Here is a 16,196-nt window from a genome sequence, read left to right as displayed (position 1 = left end):
GCCGAGTGCTTTGCGCAACCTAAAAACTCCCTTCGCTTGAAAGCGAGGGGAGCTGCTTTTTTCCGACCGGCCTATTCATGACTCGGGAAGTTCTTACGCTTGTTTCGCGACCGCTTTTTTGCGAACGGGAGCTTTTTTCGCTTTTTTGGCGGCGGCTTCGGCTTCTTTGGATTCTACCCATTTGCGCTCGGTCTCTTCCCGTTCTTCGCGGCGTCCTTCATGCATGCGCTGCACGTCTTGTTCGACCTGCGTTTTGGATTTCGGATCGTTCATGCTCAAAAATTTCTCGAAAGCGTCAGGGTACATAAATTTGCGCGTTTCCGCCTCGCTGGCGAATTTGACTTCAATGCGTTGGTCCTCTTGATGAACGATCTGGCCTTGTCCGTAACTCGCATGTTCTACTTTTTGACCGATAAACTGCATGGAAGCGCGTCTCCTTTGTCGTACCTTTTTTATTTAGTATAACACATATCTGTCAAGTAGGTTTTTTTAAAAGTTTCCGTCGCCTTCTTTCTTTAATCGACTAACAAGTTAGCATGGTATCTTGGTAGTCCAAGTTCTTGAGAAATTTCGAAGTCCCGTGCTTAAATGAAGGCATATGAAGCAGCGCGCGAAAAGACGACGGAAAGAAGGATATCGGGGTGAAAAAGACGGGACTGGATTTACTGATCATCGCGATCGGCGCTTTCGCTTTCGCGTTGGGGATTAACGTATTTGTTATTCCTCACGAGCTTGGCGAAGGCGGCGTGGTCGGCATTACGATCATTTTGTTTTATTTATTCCAATGGTCGCCCGGTTGGAGCAGCCTGATCATCAATATGGCGCTGCTCGCGATCGGCTATCGGCTGTTACCTAAAAAGACGGTCGTCTATACTTTGGTTGCCGTCGCGCTGCACTCTCTTTTCCTGCATATGACGGAAGGGTGGCAGGTGGCATCGAACGACCTGATGGTCAACGCGATCTTCGGCGGAGCCATGATCGGATTCGGCATCGGACTGATTATCCGCAGAGACGGCACGACGGCAGGCACGGTCATTATCGCCCGGCTGATGAACAAGTTCTGGGGATGGAATATCAGCTACGCGCTGTTGGTCTGCGACGTGCTGGTAGCGGCGTGTTCGTACTTCATCATCGGTGCGGAAAAGCTGATGTTCACGATTATCATGCTGGTGGTCGCGACCAAGATCATCGATCTGGTGACGACCGGGCTGAACCCGCAGAAGTCCGTAACGATCATTTCCAAGCACAAGGACGAGATCGCCAGGCAGGTTAACGCGCTGATGGATCGCGGGGTTACCGTAGTGAACGGTCAGGGGTACTATACGCAGAGTTCAGTGGATATTTTGTATGTCGTGGTAAGCAAAAAAGAACTGGCGATGTTGAAAAATATCGTAAGGGCGACGGATCGGGATGCGTTTTTGACGATTCACAATCTGCAAGACGTATTCGGAAAAGGGTTCGTGGATTTGCAGCGGTCGTGAAGGAGCTCGTCGAGACGCTGCGGGAGAAATTCGTTCAGGACGCTGTCTCGCGCACAAAGCCTTCGGCTTTACGCGTTCAAAGGCGTCCTTCACTGAATTTCTCCCTCCGCTGGGCTCGGCTCGCTGTGGATTATCAATTAGAGCTTTAAGCGTAAAGGCTGCCGATCGGCAGCCTTTTTTATTCAGGTAAGGGCGGGATGGAAATCGAGTTGGATGTCCAGGCGTTTGGCATCGAATTTCTGGAGAAGCAGATAGATTTGACGGCTCGTGAGATTGGCATCGACGAAAATTCTGGAACTGTTGATCGAATAGCTGACGCTCCAAGGACCGTCATAAATGGCAGGGAGATATTTTTCGACCTTTTTGGCGTAAGCGGCCAGTTCGGGAACGGTGTAATCGGACGATTCGAACACGACGTCGGTTCCGAATTTGCGTTCCAGCGCTTTGCGGAGATCTCGGATTTTGGGTTCGTTGCCTTTTTTGGTGACGAACGCGATTTTCGGGCCTTGGGGATGATCGTTATTGAAGTAGTAGTCGGTGGTTGCGGGGATCAGGGCGGCGTATTTTTTGTTTCGGAAAAAGTCTTCAAGCATGGGAATGACGCGGGATTGGAAGTCCAAGATTTCGTCATAGCCGGCCGGAGCGGCGGCTGAAAGGCTTTCGTCGGGAGCGGCAAACGCGATATTTTCGGTTGTCGATCCGTTTGCGGCGATCGCGGTCAGACTTAGGGCGAGTAAGGATAAAAAGACTTTAGGCTTAAGCATGATAGAACCCCCTTCTTTTTCCATCCTGACGCAAAAACCGTTCAGAAAGTTGCAGGATGTTTTTTTAATCAGCCCAAATCTTTGTGACTGAAATCACGAACCTCTTCTTCCCGTCTTTTATAATGAAGAAGAACCGAGGGAATTCCCTCATCGAGAACCTAATCCGGTCAAGGAGTGAGTCATAGATGGAGAAACAAACATTGAGCGATTTTCAGGAATACCGCGAGGAGAAGTTTACGAAAAAAATCGTGTTCAAAAAAGAAGGCCATGTCGCATTTCTTTTGAATTTCGGCCCGGGTCATCAGCTTCCGACGCATAACCATACGGGAGCGACGGTGTATCTGACGGTGCTGGAAGGCAGCGGATTCATGATCGCGGACGGTTCGGAAACGGCAGTAACTACAGGCGATTTGGTGCAGGTGGAAGGGCATGAAGCCTTCGCCTACCGCAGCGCGGACGATACCCGTTCAAGCTTGTCGGTCGTGTTGATCAACACGCCGAGCGAAGAGTACGCGAAGGACGCGTAAGTTTTTTGGAACACGCGATTCGCGCAATAAAAAAAGCCTAAACGCCTTTTCCCGGCGTTTAGGCTTTTCGGGATGAATGTTTTTGTCCGCAGTTACATCGTAACTTTCGCGAAAATATCGTTAGCCCAATCCGTGAATTCTTTTTTCCAATACGCGTATCTCTCCAAGCTCGTCACGCGTCCGATACGCCGAGCGCCCGGCAGTCTCCGAAGCCGTGGTTCGCTCCTTGGAGCGTCAACAGCGTATTCGGTACATTGTGCTTATCCAGCGATTCTTTGTAGGCCGATATGCCGTCGGAACCGAGCAGCATATCGTGATCGCCGTAGCAAAGAAAATGAGGCGGATCTCCCGGCCGGACGTATTGAGCCAAGGAGTAATGCCGCAGCAGTTCTTCGCGTTTCTTTTCGTTTTCGGCGTCTTTCCGATGAAAAAGCGAGACGGCCACCGACGGCAGATCGGTACACGAAATCAAGGGATAAACCAAGCCGAGCAACGCCAAACGATCGTCGCTGCCGTCAATATCGTCTTTCTCATATCCCGCGTAATCGACGGACGATCCCCGCAAAAGCGCAGCCAAAGCCGCAACCATATGTCCGCCTGCCGAAAAACCGAGCGCGCCGATTTTGGAGGGATGGATGCCGAATCCTGGAGCTTGGGAGCGCACGTAGCGGACGGCTCGCTGCATGTCGAGAAAAGGAACGGGCGCCTTGTACGGATTCAGGCGGTACTCCAGTATGAAAGCGGAGATGCCGGCTTCGTTAAGGGCTTCGGCAATGCCTTCTCCTTCATGCTTGGTTGTTCGCGTGACATAACCGCCGCCGGGAACGATGATGATCGCCCGATCGCTTCCCGGTACCAGATACGGAATCAGGCAGGGCATATCGTCATAAGTATCCGAAGCTTCGCCGTCGCGGATTTCGATCGCGTACGTCGCTTGATGAATCCAATGGCGGCGGCTGCCGGAGTACGGTCTTTTCAAAGCCGCAATCGCTTTCAGTCCCGATAAAGCTTTGGAAGAATGCCGGTGCTTGATATCCAATTCGTCGAACTTGCCGAGGCCGGTATTATAAGGAATCGTCTTGCCCCAAATCGGAATTTTCATCGTCATGTGTCATCTCTCCTTCTTCACGTAACGGTTTTAACCGGGTGAATAAGAATTGACGCACGAAGCATTATGTGGGTTGGATGTTTGGATCGTTCGACTCGTAACTGCTTAATACCGCGTCCAGCAGCCCCGGAAACCGCGCGTTCAAATCTTCGGTTCGGAGCGACAGCAGGCGGTGTGTTCCGACTGCCCGGGTATGGGTGATGCCCGCCTCGCGCAGCGTGCGTACATGTTGGGAAAAGGTAGACTTGGCAATCGAGACTTCGAACTTTTTGCAAGCCTGCTCGCCGTCTTTATGAATTTGGGAAACGATCTGCAAACGAATCGGATCGCTCAACGCATGCAGCACCGTAGGCAGCATGATAGCGTCGCGGTCCGGATGATGAAGAAGTTTCATGGTCGCGTCTCTTCCTTTCGCGGTAACCTAAAGTTTCAATTGTATTTTACCCCATCCTCCTGCTATACTTCAATAGTTCGTTAACTACCGAACTATTGAAAAGGAGCCTTTCATCATGAAAACTACTGCTACCCCTCATGCGGCCGAAGCGCCGCAGCCTTCCGCGCCGGGCGTTCTGGCCCGCGAAGGCTTGACGATTCTCGTCTTCAGCGTGGCCGTCGTCCTTGTCGTGATGAACACGGCCATGTTCAACATGGCGCTGCCGGGCATCACGTCCGATTTCCGGATCTCCGCCACTTCCGCTTCCTGGATCGTAACGGGTTATTCGATCATGTTCGCGATTTCCTCGATCACGTTCAGCCGTTTGTCGGACTTCATTCCGCTGCGCCGATTGCTGATCATGGGATTGATTGCGCTGGGCGGCGCGGGCGTCATCGGCTTTTTCAGTCAAAGTTTCGTCGTGCTGCTGCTGTGCCGAATCGTTCAGGCCGCCGGTGCCGGCGGTACCGTCTCGCTTGCCATGGTCTTGTTCACTAGGTACATACCGCTTGAACGCCGCGGCTCCGCGATGGCGACGATCATGTCTGCCGTTGCGCTTGGGCTCGGTCTGGGTCCTGTCGTCGGCGGTCTGATCGTCGAGAACCTGAGCTGGCATTGGCTGTTCGCGATTACGGCAATCGTGCTGCTGCTTCTTCCGCTGTTCGCTTGGCTGCTGCCGAAGGAACTGCCTAAGCGCGGTTCGTTCGACGCGATCGGAGGCGTGCTGCTCGCCGTCGGGATCACGAGCTTGTTGTTGTTCCTGACCAATCAGATCTGGGCCTTGCTGGCTCTCGGAGTCGGCGCTCTCGTATTGTTCGTCCTGCGGATTCGCCTGACTCCCGACCCGTTCGTGCTGCCTTCGCTGTTCGCGAACCGCCGTTACCTGCTGCTCGCGCTGGCCGGCATGACCGCTTATATCTGTAATTTCTCGACGTTGTTCCTGCTTCCGCAGGTGCTGACGAAGAACTTCGACTTCACGGTCGGGCATGCCGGATTGGTCATCTTCCCGGGATCGCTGCTCGCGATCATCGCTTCTCGCAAGATCGGGAAAGTGATCGATCGTCACGGCAACCACGGCATCTTGCGTTTCGGCCCGCCGCTCTTGCTGCTGTCGACGCTGCTGTTCGCGCTGCTGATCGGCCATTCATGGGTAGGCGCGATGCTGACGTACATGATTCTCAGTATCTCGTTTACCGCATTGTCCAGCAGTTTGTCCAACGAGATGTCCCGCGTCCTGCCGGAATCGTCGATCGGTTCGGGCATGGGCTTGTTCCAACTACTGCAATTCTTTAGCGGCGCGTTCAGCGTCGCGATGGCGACGACCGCGCTGGAATGGCAGCATACGCTGCCGCTGTCGACCGCTTATTCGAATATTTACTGGGGCTTGTCGATCTCGGCGGGAATCGCGATCGCAAGCGCGATCTGGTATCGCCGGCATGCTCGCGTCCAGGTCGGCTAAGTAGACACTGTATCAAGCAAAATCCAACACCTCGTTTTTATAGAGATGTTGGATTTTTTGTTTGTTACCGTCTGCCCGGTCGGTCGATATGAGTTTGTTGTAAAGGAAACAAAAACCGAATATACTAAAACGGATAACCGTTCAAACCGAACATTGAACAGTCAGGGGGCGGCATGTGAATCAACAAGAACGAATATTGGAAGAGTTCAGAGCGGTATTCAATAAACTGGTCTGGCTGAACCGAAGCGAAATGGAAGAAGCGCTCAAAGGCCACAAACCTTCCGAAGTCCATGCGATCGAATACATCGGCAAGCACAGTGATCCTAACGTGACCCGGCTGGCCGAAGCTTTTTACATGACCCGGGGCGCGATCAGCAAGATCACCAAGAAACTGCTCGACAAAGGTTTAATCGAAAGCTATCAAAGTCCGGATAACAAAAAGGAAATTTATTTCAAGCTGACCGCGCAAGGCCGGGAAGTTTTCGAGATCCACGAGAATTTGCATCGGTCATTCCGCGAGCGGGACGATGCCGTTTTCGAAAAGATTACGGACGAACAGTTCGAGTCCATGTCCCGTTTTTTGGATGCCTACACCCGACATCTTGATACGGAGATCCATAAGCAAGGTATTCGGCCCGAAGACGGACCGACTCCCGAGTAAAATACGATCAAGATCCGGCAGCTTCTCTACCCGCGTAGAGGAGCTGCTTTTATTTTCGCATATTTTTGTTGACAAGGAAACAAAATAATCGTATATTCATATTGTTTCTTAGGAAACTAAATTATTCATCACGAAGGAGCTCTCCTATCCATGCCGACATCCAATTCTTCCGCGTCATCCTCTTCATTTCCGAACGTCAATAAAAAGGCTCTGATCTTCGGCTTGATGGCTGTGTTCCTTTGCGGAATCGGCTTTAGCATCATTGCTCCCGTCGTTCCTTTTCTCGTTGCGCCTTATGTTCGCCATGCGGCCGATCAAGCGACGATCGTTACCCTTTTGACCTCGATTTATGCGTTATGCGTCTTCCTTGCCGCTCCGGCAATCGGCGCGCTCAGCGATCGTTTCGGACGCCGCCCGCTGCTTCTGCTCTGCCTGCTGGGTTCCGCGATCGGTTATGCCGTATTCGGTCTGGGCGGCGCACTATGGGTACTGTTCGCCGGACGGATCATCGAAGGCGTCACCGGCGGCAGCATCGGCATGATCTTCGCCTACTTCGCCGATATTACGCCTCGCGAACAGCGCACCCGTTACTTCGGTTGGGTCGGCGCGGTCGCCGGAGCGGGAACGATTCTCGGACCCGCGATCGGCGGGGTTCTTGCCCGGTACGGATATGCCGTGCCGATGTTCGCCGGTGCTGGGGTAACGCTGCTTACCTTCTTGTTCGGAATGTTTGTCATGCCGGAAAGTCTAAAGCCTGCCCAACGCCTGAACAAGATCACCGCCGCGCGCTTGAACCCTTTTATCCAGCTGCGAAGCATCCTTGCCGTCAAATCGCTGCAACGATTGTTGATCTCCGCTTTCCTGCTTTGGCTTCCCAACGGCTCGTTCCAAGCGATTTTCCCGCAGTTCACGATCGACGTATTCGGCTGGCAGCCTGCGGCGATCGGACTCCTGTTTTCGATCATCGGCATTCAGGATATTTTGTCTCAAGCTTTCCTAATGCCTCTCCTGTTGAAAAAACTCTCGGATTCGCGGATCGCCATGCTCGGCATGATTGCTGAAATCTTCGGCTATGTCCTGATCGCGGCTTCTGCCTTGTTCTCCTTCTACCCTTTGCTGATCGCGGGTCTGTTCGTGTTCGGCTTCGGCGATTCCGTCTTCGGCCCTTCCTTCAACGGCATGTTGTCGAAATCCGCGGACGACAGCGAGCAAGGTCGCATTCAAGGCGGAAGTCAATCTATTCAATCCTTGGCACGCGTCGCAGGTCCGCTGCTCGGCGGTCAATTGTACGTACTGCTCGGCCACTCCGCTCCGGCATGGATGGGCGTCATCCTGATCGCCGCAGCCGTCTTGGTTCTGTATCAGCATGCGCTCGGATTGAAAAAGAACGGCGTATCGGTGAAGCAAGCAAAGATAAGCTGATAGCCGCCGTACCGAGACGCTTTTTCTTCAAACAACAAAGAACCCCGTTATGCGCATTCCGCATCATGGGGTTTTTTACCGGTTTCAAGACCTGCTGCCTGTTTTCAGAATCGTTGCCTGTTCGCCCGACAAACCTTCTGCCTGCCGTCTTAACCATTCTTCCAGCACGACCGCATGATTATGAACAGGATCTTTGGCACCGTAAAGCAAGGTTACTCGCCTTTGTTCTGCTTGACGAATGATGGAGGCAGCTCGTTCCGCGTTGCCTTCGCCGTCGTCCAATTGCGCCAAATAACGTTCGCGAAAATAATCGAAGCGTTCCGGCGCATGGCTGAACCAGCGGCGCAGCGACGGAGTCGGGGAGAGTTCGCGAATCCATTCGTCGAATTTTACCCGCTCCCGGGACAGTCCGCGCGGCCACAGCCGATCCACAAGCACGCGAAAACCGTCTGCTTCGGACGGAGCGTCGTATACCCGTTTGATTTGCAAGCCTTTGTCCGCCGAGTCGACTTGATTCATGACATCAGTCATTGTCGTCTCCGAACGGAACCTCCGATATCCGGATCGAATCCGTCGGACAACCGTCAACCGCGTCCTCGAGGTCGCTTTGAAGTTCTTCGGGAATACGCACGATCCCTCGATTGCCGTCGCCGGCCATGATGTTCTCGGCCAATCCCTCGTCGTCGTAATCGAAAATATCCGGTGCGGTCGCCCCGCAGGCGCCGCACGCAATGCAGGTGTCTTTATCTACTTTTGTGTAATGATGAGCCACTTCCGTCTCCTCCTCGTCTGAAGTCTTTTCCAGTATAGAAGGGTTCGACGGGTCAGCTTGTGATTCCGCGCACGAACTTTGCGGAAGTTGCCGAGATTGACGCAATTAAAAAGATAACTTGGAGATCGGCTGCTGCAGCGGAGGTCCGACAAGCTTTCTGCCTACGGGTTCGCGATAAACCTGGGTGTTGACCCAATCGACAAAATCGGGGTGTCCTTGGATATAGTACCACCCTTCCGACGTCGTTTGTCCCTGATAGATGTGCTTATGGTCAATACGAAAAGGCTGAATGCCGTCTTGATCGTACATCCATTCATAAAATCGCGTATGCAAATGCTCAATCTGCCGGGCTGCATCTTCTCGAAATTCAAAGAATTCATATTCGCTATCCGAATAATCCATAGCCACAATCAAGGTCGGTTCCGTTGTGAAAGGACGTTCTTGTTCAGAAGATGCTTCTTTCAGCAAAGGGTTCAACGGTTCGCTTGAATCCAAGTTTAAAGCAGCAGACCGATGCAGAGTTTTCAAAAGAAACAAACCCTGCTCCATGTTCTGCGAAAAATCGGTATACCGAGCGATTCGATCCACAAGCTCTTCCCGACTCCAAAACACATAAAAGAACGCATATCGCCTCATGATCTCTTCGGCAGATTCCTGAATAACCAGCGGATAAAGCTTGATCTGCTGCTCGCCATTTTCGGTCATGGAATACTTTTCCCCGTTCCCGGTCAAGCCGATCCGTTCGCAAGCCTTGACCAGAATCAACATTTCACGGGAGAATTGATCCGATTGACCGTTAAAAAACTGCCGAGCCTCCGGCGAGTAGTTCTCGTGCAGCTTTCGCCACATGCCCAATAACTCTTCGATCTCATCTTCCATCTCTAAAAGTCGAACATAAAAGCTTTCCATCATTCATTACCTCCTTTGTTCATCGCCGCATAGATCGTAACATGCAGAAACTTTTCTTCTTTTATTTTTCTTGCTTTCTTTCTCTTCCTTCTCCCTTTTATAAAGCCGAAAGGAGATCCTACTCTTATGCGAAGCAAGGGCGAAGGGAGAAATTCAGTGAAAGACGCCTTTGAGCCTGAAAATTGTAGAGTTAACCATAGGTTAACTCTACGACTTTCAGGCGAGACAGCGACTTGAACGAATTTCTCCCGCAGCCCCCAGCTTCCCCATAACGAATAGGAACTTCTCTCCCCCGAGACTTTTGTTTCCCCGTTCGCAAAGTCGCCCGGTTTGTTGTGCGCGTAATCACAAGCCTCTAATTTGAACCTTTTACAATGAACACATAGGCTTACGATTACGCGAAGCAATAAATATGACCACTTGATAACGGAGGAAATTGACCATGACTACGAATTCCCGATCCAAACGAACGACTGAATCGACTCAGCCTTCCATGTTCTGTTTCCAATGTCAAGAAGCTTCGAAAGGAACCGGCTGCACCATTGCAGGCGTTTGCGGCAAACCCCATGACGTCGCCAATCTGATGGACTTGTTGATCTACACGCTGAAGGGCATTTCTTTCCTCAGCCTGGATCTGGATATGCCTGCGACTTTGGAACGCCGAGTCTCCTTGTTCATTATGGACTCGCTTTTTGCCACGATCACGAACGCCAACTTTGACCGGGATTACTTTATTGCGAAAAACCATGCGGCGTTGGCGCTGCGCAAAGAACTTCGTGCACTGCGCGAGGCTCAATTCCCCGGGACTTCTAATAACCTGCCGGATGCCGCAACTTGGGAAACGGAAGAAAGCGAATTCGACGGCAAGGCTTGGACGGTCGGCGTACTTCGCACGGAAAATGAAGACATTCGTTCGCTGCGCGAGCTGCTGACCTACGGACTCAAAGGCATGGCCGCTTATAGTTATCATGCCGGACAGCTGAGCGAAATCGATCCGGAATTGGACGCGTTTACCCGTCGTGCGCTTGCTGCGACGCTCGACGATACATTGGAAGCCGGAGATCTGGTTGCGCTGAACCTCGAAGCAGGCAAATACGGCGTGGATGCGATGGACTTACTCGATAAAGCCAACACGGGCGCTTACGGAAATCCGGAAGTCACGAAAGTCAATATCGGAGCCGGCACTCGCCCGGGCATTCTGATCAGCGGGCACGACCTGAAAGATCTGGAAGAACTGCTGATTCAGACTGAAGGTCAAGGTATCGATATCTATACGCACAGCGAGATGCTGCCTGCCCACTACTATCCTGCTTTTAAAAAATACGATCACTTCTATGGGAACTACGGCAACGCTTGGTGGAAACAGAACAAAGAATTCGAGTCCTTCAACGGACCGATTTTGATGACCACCAACTGTATCGTTCCGCCGAAAGACAGCTATATCGGAAGACTGTATACGACAGGCAACACGGGCTTCCCGGGCGTGCAGCATATTCCGGACGGCGAGAACGGCGCCCGCAAAGACTTTTCCGCGCTGATCGAACAAGCCCGTTCCTGCCCGGCTCCAACAGAAATCGAAAGCGGCGAGATCGTGGGCGGTTTCGCGCATCATGCGGTACTGAGCGTTGCCGATCAGGTTGTCGAAGCGGTGAAGACCGGCGCTATCCGTCAATTCTTCGTTATGGCCGGCTGCGACGGACGGATGAAATCGCGCAACTACTATACCGACTTTGCGAAAGAACTTCCGCAGGACACCGTGATCATGACAGCCGGTTGTGCGAAGTATAAATACAACAAGTTGGATCTCGGCGAGATCGGCGGCCTGCCGCGCGTACTCGATGCCGGACAATGCAACGACTCTTACTCGCTCGTCGTCATTGCGATGAAGCTTCAGGAAGCGCTCGGCCTGGATGATATCAACGATCTTCCGATCTCTTACAACATCGCATGGTATGAGCAAAAGGCCGTGATCGTGCTTCTTGCTCTGCTGCACCTCGGCGTAAAAAATATTCATCTCGGTCCGACTTTGCCTGCTTTCCTGTCGCCTAACGTGGTTCAAGTGTTGGTCGATAACTTCGGGATTGCCGGGATTACGAATGTGGAAGACGATATGAAAATGTTCCTCGAAGCATAATTTGCAGTGAACAGAAAAAGCACAGTTTCGCCCGTATTGACGGGTCGGAGGTCTGTGCTTTTTTGGTGATTGCAGGATCGTTTGTTTTAAGGGATTGAGGCTTTAATTTTTTCCGGTTTTGATTTTGGTTTTATTATTGTGAATTTTTCATTACATTAAATAATTTTTAGAATTATCGTAATGGATAGATTATTCGAATATCGGCGTCCCTGCCCAACTGTTCATGAAGAACATGATTGTGATCCGCTCCCGCAATGCACAGTATTTTTTTGTTCGGGTGTCTTTTCATCGCATTTTTGATACGCTGCGTCATGATCAGATGCCGAGTCGTCCAACGAAACTCATGCGCTTCCGGGTCGACACTCTGCAACCACTCGTATTTGCTGCGCGTCGCTTCGTCGAAGGCTGGCGTGTTGAACGGGATACTCCCTTCCTGCGAGCCTTGAAGCTGTTTTTGCCAGAATGCTTCCGATTGCTGTTCCAATTCTTCGCGCTTCTGCCCTTCGTAATTGCGAAAAGGATCAAAATCGTTCCATACGTCCAGCTCCACCCAGTCGATCGGTTCGAATATGATGTTCTGTTCCGCGCAAAGATCGAAAATCAGGTCATAGTATTCGCTCGGCGGTTCTCCCCAATATCCTCGATCATCCGGCTTTTGCTTGTAATGTTCCCAACTCGACGGTAGCACTTCCCCGCAAATAACCTCCGGATCGAACTCCAAAATTAATTCCCGCATCAACTCTAACGTTAAGCCGGATTGTATGCGCAATTCGTTATTGTGTACGACGCCCAGTATGCCGATCGTTCTCGTTTTTTCCACTGCTTTTAAATTTCTCCTTTTTTACTATTGTTAATTTTTCATCACATTAATTTTATTTTTTTAAAGTTTGATGATCTTTTCCGGTATCTCCACGTAATAAGACAATAGTTCAATCACGATACTTCCTTCAAAATTTTTGTCTACCGGGCCGGTTGAGCAGGCTCGACTCTTCAGACCATTGCGACCGAGTTCACAGCCGGACGAGAAGATAATGGACATTCCCATAGCGTCGAACGAAGGTATAGGCTTTTCATCCAAAAAATGTTCGGCGTAAAAATTCAATTGAATATTATCTTCGGACTCGTATTCGACAAGAGCAAGATCCTGATCCCTGGAACAAACCGTTCCCAACGCCCTGAACTGTTGAGCTTTGAACTGCTGCCATTCCTCTTCCGTAAATTCTTCCGATGTAGGCTTTTTCAATTCTTTCTCGGTTTTTTCCCAAAGATCGTAGCGTGTCAATGCGTCGATATAGAAGAAGCGATTTTTATCGTGAAAAGAATCGTAGAAGGAATACTTGATTCCTTCCGGCGCATCTCCGAACTCCAGCACGATCGGTTCGGTATGTACAGGGACTCGGCGAAAGGTACTGTCGAACTTCAACGTAATCTCCAGCTCTTTATCCAAATCTACATCGGGAAAAGGTTCGGAATCGTTTTGTTCGTAACAGATCAAACACAAACGGTTCAATTCAACGTCTGCGAAACTTTCAAGTTCCAGTCCTTTTTCGATAAAATGCTGAAGTTTCATATACGTTCCGTGATCTTCTTCTCGGAAATACCCCCACTCCGACGAATTGAAAGTCAGGGTCTGGCCTTGAATAGTCAGTTGAGAGATAAAATCTTCTTGGCCGCCGCGGGCCGTTTCTTCTTGCAGCTCCTGCCGCATTCTCTCGCGATTCGAAAGAATCTTTGCAGGTTCGTAAATCGATTCCTCTGCATATTCTTGTTGTTCCGAACGCTCCGGCAATTTGCGCAGCGTCCACAATTTATGAGTGTTGTTTTCCGAAGTGATCGAAATCAGCAGCACGTCGGTATTTTGAATTTTGACTAAGCGGTTGATCAGGATTTCACGGTCGGGAATCAGCATCATGTCTTTCAGTTCTTTTAGCCGCATAAAGTCCTCCTTAGACAGGTAAATGATAGGTAAAATTTGCAGCAAACCCTATAAACACAAAACGCCTCTGACTTAATTTTCGTTACGGGAGACATTTTTCCGCTTTTTATTTTGGATCTTCTATTGTGAATTTTTCACCGTTTGAATTGGTCCTTGAAGGTTGAGTAATATCATCTGCCGCGTCATCTCTTCCGGCGACTGCCTCATCCCGTCGTTCAGCCATCCATGAATTACCCCGACATAAGCGGAACCGATATAGCTGGCAATGACGTCTTTTTGCACCGGGAGCCGACTTTCGTCGATATCCGCGAATTTCTCTTCGTAAAAACGTGCGAAATACCGCTTCATGTACTGCACGAAGTCCGTCATGGCTTTGCGTTCGAACATCACTTCGAAGAACGTCCGATGTTTTTTTACGTAAGAAAAAATCCGTCCGGCGATATAGCTCTGCATCTCGTCGATCGACAGATCAATCGGCTGCGCCGCCTTCGCTTCCCCGAACAGTTCGTCCAGTATGCCGTCGGTCACGCTTTGCAGCAGATGGTCTTTGGTTTCGTAATGAAGGTAAAAGGTTTTGCGGTTCACCGTGGCGCGGTCCGTGATGTCCGCGATCGTGATCCGGTCATACGATTTCTCTTCAAGCAGCGCGACAAGCGCATCCCGCAGCATTTTTCTTGTTCGCGTTACTCTCGGATCGAGCTTTTTAGGCAGGTTAGATGAAGTCGGCATATTCTGTCCTTTCTTTTCACGATTATTTAGACCCCAATTTATGCTCAAATGAGGCATAAGCCGCAATAGTGGAACTGATGGCTATTGTAGCACAATTGCATACCGTCTATACTGTGAGCTATGAGTTGATATCAATTAAATGTTTGCCAACATAAATGAACAGGAGACGATCATCATGACAACCACCTCTTTAAGCGCGAACGAACTGGTACTGCGGCAGCGCCGCTTTTTCCGCACCGGTGAAACGAAAAGCCTCGCCTACCGGGTCGATGCTCTCAAACGCCTGCGCCTCGGAATCGAAAAGCATCAGCAGCGTATCCTCGACGCCCTTCGCGCCGACCTGAACAAATCCGAAGCCGAAGCCTACCATACCGAAATCCGGCTGGTGCTCGGCGAACTGGATTATACGCTTGAACGTCTGGAGCAGTGGATGGCGCCGCGCGTCGTACCGACTTCCGACCAAATTCCGGACGGCACAAGCACGATTCACCCGGAACCGTACGGCGTAACATTGGTCATCGCGCCTTGGAATTATCCGTTCCAGCTTGCCTTTTCCCCAGTAGTCGGCGCGATCTCCGCCGGTAACACGGTCGTGCTGAAGCCGTCCGAGCTGACGCCGAACGTCTCGAAAGTCAGCGCCGATCTGGTTCGCGACTGCTTCCCGGATGAATTCGTCGCGGTGATGGAAGGCGAAGTGCAGACCAGCACGGAGCTGCTGCGCGAGAAATTCGATTATATCTTCTTTACAGGCAGCACTCCGGTCGGCAAAGTGGTCATGCGCGCCGCCGCCGAAAATCTGACTCCTACGACATTGGAGCTTGGCGGAAAAAGCCCGGCGATCGTGCATAAAGACGCCAACTTGAAAAAAGCTGCGCAAAGCCTTGTTCGCGGCAAGTTCCTCAATGCGGGCCAGACCTGCGTCGCGCCGGACTATCTGCTGGTGCATGAAGACGTGCGCGAAGCGCTGCTGGAAGAGATCGGGTTGGAGATTGCAAGCAAACACGGCGAAGACGTCATGCAAAATACCGACTTCCCTCATATCGTTAACGGCAAAAACTTCGACCGACTCAGCCGTTTCCTGAACGATGGCGAAGTGCTGCTCGGCGGCCGTTCCGATCGCGAGCAGCTGATGATCGAACCTACGCTGCTGCAAGGCATCGACTGGGATTCGCCCGTGATGCAGGAAGAAATCTTCGGGCCGATCTTGCCGGTGATGACGTACAGCGATCTGGATGAGGTATTGGAAAAAATCGTCGACCGTCCGAAGCCGTTGGCGCTGTACCTGTTCACGAACGACCAAGCCGTGCAGGATCTCGTGCTGGGCACCGTCTCTTTCGGCGGCGGCTGCGTGAACGAAACGCTGCTGCATATGAGCTCGCACGAGCTGCCTTTCGGCGGCGTCGGCGAAAGCGGCATGGGCTCGTATCACGGCAAGCAAAGCTTCGAGACGTTCTCGCATCATAAGTCGATATTGGTGCGGAGCGTCTGATCGAGAAATTTACTTTGGCGGGGGAAGCGAGAAGACTCCGAGAGAAATTCGGTCCAGACGCTGTCTCACTCAGAAAGCTGCCGGGAGAAAATCAAGGAAGAGGCTTTCTAAGTTCAAAGGCGTCTTGACCTGAATTTCTCTCTCCGTCTTCTCGCTTCCAGCTACGTTGAATTTGCTCGACCTTCTATTTAGAAGTAAAAGTACGTAAAACCTTCTGATTACCTTGCTGACCTTGCCTTTTAAAAAGCGGCTGTTCGCCTTTAGCGAAACGGCCGCTTTTTTGCGTGGTTTGCCGGGATGCCGAACTTTTTTGCGTCTATGGGAATATTCGATGTAACCGAACGGTAGATCCATCCATCTAATGTTCATCCA

The 16,196-nt window shown here is 51.2% G+C and carries 17 protein-coding genes; 7 read left to right on the top strand and 10 right to left on the bottom strand.

The genetic code is table 11. The features are described 5' to 3' along the window. Positions 1–93 precede the first annotated feature (93 nt). Positions 94–423, bottom strand: coding sequence for a hypothetical protein (locus HRQ63_RS02160; RefSeq protein ID WP_172238439.1), 330 nt, complete (start codon positions 421–423; stop codon positions 94–96). A gap of 218 nt (positions 424–641) precedes the next feature. Between HRQ63_RS02160 and HRQ63_RS02155 the strand changes: the two genes are divergently transcribed. Then, complete coding sequence (locus HRQ63_RS02155) at positions 642–1,481, top strand: YitT family protein (protein WP_172238433.1); 840 nt, start codon at positions 642–644, stop codon at positions 1,479–1,481. Between the two features lie 182 nt (positions 1,482–1,663). Here HRQ63_RS02155 and HRQ63_RS02150 read toward each other — a convergent pair whose 3' ends face one another. Beyond that, a complete protein-coding gene (locus HRQ63_RS02150) occupies positions 1,664–2,245 on the bottom strand; it encodes a hypothetical protein (RefSeq protein WP_172238430.1) in 582 nt (193 codons plus the stop codon). A gap of 185 nt (positions 2,246–2,430) precedes the next feature. Here HRQ63_RS02150 and HRQ63_RS02145 point away from each other — a divergent pair, with 185 nt between their 5' ends. Then, on the top strand, positions 2,431–2,772 hold the full coding sequence (locus HRQ63_RS02145; RefSeq protein WP_172238427.1) for a cupin domain-containing protein: 342 nt from the start codon (positions 2,431–2,433) through the stop codon (positions 2,770–2,772). A 172-nt stretch (positions 2,773–2,944) separates the two neighbouring features. On the opposite strand, the gene HRQ63_RS02140 is transcribed toward HRQ63_RS02145, so the two are convergent. Further along, on the bottom strand, positions 2,945–3,880 hold the full coding sequence (locus tag HRQ63_RS02140; RefSeq protein ID WP_172238424.1) for an alpha/beta hydrolase: 936 nt from the start codon (positions 3,878–3,880) through the stop codon (positions 2,945–2,947). Between the two features lie 64 nt (positions 3,881–3,944). Further along, positions 3,945–4,274, bottom strand: coding sequence for an ArsR/SmtB family transcription factor (locus HRQ63_RS02135; protein WP_172238421.1), 330 nt, complete (start codon positions 4,272–4,274; stop codon positions 3,945–3,947). Between the two features lie 115 nt (positions 4,275–4,389). Between HRQ63_RS02135 and HRQ63_RS02130 the strand changes: the two genes are divergently transcribed. From HRQ63_RS02130 to HRQ63_RS02120, 3 genes are all read left to right on the top strand, one after another. Beyond that, entirely contained in the window at positions 4,390–5,772 is a 1,383-nt protein-coding gene (locus tag HRQ63_RS02130) for an MFS transporter (RefSeq protein ID WP_172238418.1), read from the top strand. A gap of 175 nt (positions 5,773–5,947) precedes the next feature. Continuing rightward, positions 5,948–6,433, top strand: a complete 486-nt coding sequence (locus HRQ63_RS02125; RefSeq protein WP_172238415.1) for a MarR family winged helix-turn-helix transcriptional regulator — start codon at positions 5,948–5,950, stop codon at positions 6,431–6,433. A gap of 150 nt (positions 6,434–6,583) precedes the next feature. After that, the gene (locus HRQ63_RS02120) at positions 6,584–7,855 is read left to right on the top strand and encodes an MFS transporter (RefSeq protein WP_172238412.1); all 1,272 of its coding nucleotides are present in this window, start codon (positions 6,584–6,586) and stop codon (positions 7,853–7,855) included. A gap of 84 nt (positions 7,856–7,939) precedes the next feature. On the opposite strand, the gene HRQ63_RS02115 is transcribed toward HRQ63_RS02120, so the two are convergent. The 3 genes from HRQ63_RS02115 to HRQ63_RS02105 form a co-directional block, all read right to left on the bottom strand. Beyond that, positions 7,940–8,386 carry a DUF488 domain-containing protein gene (locus HRQ63_RS02115; protein WP_229714039.1) on the bottom strand — a complete coding sequence of 149 codons (447 nt, stop codon included), beginning with the start codon at positions 8,384–8,386 and terminating at the stop codon, positions 7,940–7,942. Then, positions 8,379–8,627, bottom strand: coding sequence for a ferredoxin (locus tag HRQ63_RS02110; RefSeq protein ID WP_172238409.1), 249 nt, complete (start codon positions 8,625–8,627; stop codon positions 8,379–8,381). The genes HRQ63_RS02115 and HRQ63_RS02110 overlap by 8 nt, the downstream gene beginning before the upstream one ends. Before the next feature lie 105 nt (positions 8,628–8,732). Then, complete coding sequence (locus HRQ63_RS02105; protein WP_172238406.1) at positions 8,733–9,539, bottom strand: hypothetical protein; 807 nt, start codon at positions 9,537–9,539, stop codon at positions 8,733–8,735. Positions 9,540–9,978: 439 nt separating this feature from the next. Between HRQ63_RS02105 and hcp the strand changes: the two genes are divergently transcribed. Continuing rightward, a complete protein-coding gene (gene hcp, locus HRQ63_RS02100; RefSeq protein WP_172238403.1) occupies positions 9,979–11,670 on the top strand; it encodes a hydroxylamine reductase in 1,692 nt (563 codons plus the stop codon). A gap of 172 nt (positions 11,671–11,842) precedes the next feature. On the opposite strand, the gene HRQ63_RS02095 is transcribed toward hcp, so the two are convergent. The 3 genes from HRQ63_RS02095 to HRQ63_RS02085 all read right to left on the bottom strand — a co-directional run bounded on the left by HRQ63_RS02095 (position 11,843) and on the right by HRQ63_RS02085 (position 14,335). Then, a complete protein-coding gene (locus tag HRQ63_RS02095; protein ID WP_172238400.1) occupies positions 11,843–12,490 on the bottom strand; it encodes a hypothetical protein in 648 nt (215 codons plus the stop codon). Between the two features lie 60 nt (positions 12,491–12,550). After that, a complete protein-coding gene (locus tag HRQ63_RS02090; RefSeq protein ID WP_172238397.1) occupies positions 12,551–13,606 on the bottom strand; it encodes a hypothetical protein in 1,056 nt (351 codons plus the stop codon). A 120-nt stretch (positions 13,607–13,726) separates the two neighbouring features. Beyond that, complete coding sequence (locus HRQ63_RS02085; protein WP_172238394.1) at positions 13,727–14,335, bottom strand: TetR/AcrR family transcriptional regulator; 609 nt, start codon at positions 14,333–14,335, stop codon at positions 13,727–13,729. Positions 14,336–14,510: 175 nt separating this feature from the next. On the opposite strand from HRQ63_RS02085, the gene HRQ63_RS02080 reads away from it, so the two are divergent. Next, complete coding sequence (locus HRQ63_RS02080; RefSeq protein WP_172238391.1) at positions 14,511–15,824, top strand: aldehyde dehydrogenase; 1,314 nt, start codon at positions 14,511–14,513, stop codon at positions 15,822–15,824. The last annotated feature ends 372 nt before the right edge of the window (positions 15,825–16,196 follow it).

Origin of the sequence: Saccharibacillus endophyticus (assembly GCF_013185185.1) — a bacterium.
GTDB classification, from domain to species: domain Bacteria; phylum Bacillota; class Bacilli; order Paenibacillales; family Paenibacillaceae; genus Saccharibacillus; species Saccharibacillus endophyticus.
Note: the sequence above shows the minus strand (reverse complement) of the source record. Positions and strands in the feature narration are given on the sequence as shown.

Coding starts and splice junctions, on each gene's coding strand:
- HRQ63_RS02085 (WP_172238394.1), bottom strand. CDS start 14,335: ATGCCGACTTCATCTAACCTGCCTAAAAAGCTCGATCCGAGAGTAACG.
- HRQ63_RS02130 (WP_172238418.1), top strand. CDS start 4,390: ATGAAAACTACTGCTACCCCTCATGCGGCCGAAGCGCCGCAGCCTTCC.
- HRQ63_RS02090 (WP_172238397.1), bottom strand. CDS start 13,606: ATGCGGCTAAAAGAACTGAAAGACATGATGCTGATTCCCGACCGTGAA.
- HRQ63_RS02115 (WP_229714039.1), bottom strand. CDS start 8,386: ATGACTGATGTCATGAATCAAGTCGACTCGGCGGACAAAGGCTTGCAA.
- HRQ63_RS02120 (WP_172238412.1), top strand. CDS start 6,584: ATGCCGACATCCAATTCTTCCGCGTCATCCTCTTCATTTCCGAACGTC.
- HRQ63_RS02160 (WP_172238439.1), bottom strand. CDS start 423: ATGCAGTTTATCGGTCAAAAAGTAGAACATGCGAGTTACGGACAAGGC.
- HRQ63_RS02080 (WP_172238391.1), top strand. CDS start 14,511: ATGACAACCACCTCTTTAAGCGCGAACGAACTGGTACTGCGGCAGCGC.
- HRQ63_RS02145 (WP_172238427.1), top strand. CDS start 2,431: ATGGAGAAACAAACATTGAGCGATTTTCAGGAATACCGCGAGGAGAAG.
- hcp (WP_172238403.1), top strand. CDS start 9,979: ATGACTACGAATTCCCGATCCAAACGAACGACTGAATCGACTCAGCCT.
- HRQ63_RS02105 (WP_172238406.1), bottom strand. CDS start 9,539: ATGATGGAAAGCTTTTATGTTCGACTTTTAGAGATGGAAGATGAGATC.
- HRQ63_RS02140 (WP_172238424.1), bottom strand. CDS start 3,880: ATGACGATGAAAATTCCGATTTGGGGCAAGACGATTCCTTATAATACC.
- HRQ63_RS02135 (WP_172238421.1), bottom strand. CDS start 4,274: ATGAAACTTCTTCATCATCCGGACCGCGACGCTATCATGCTGCCTACG.
- HRQ63_RS02150 (WP_172238430.1), bottom strand. CDS start 2,245: ATGCTTAAGCCTAAAGTCTTTTTATCCTTACTCGCCCTAAGTCTGACC.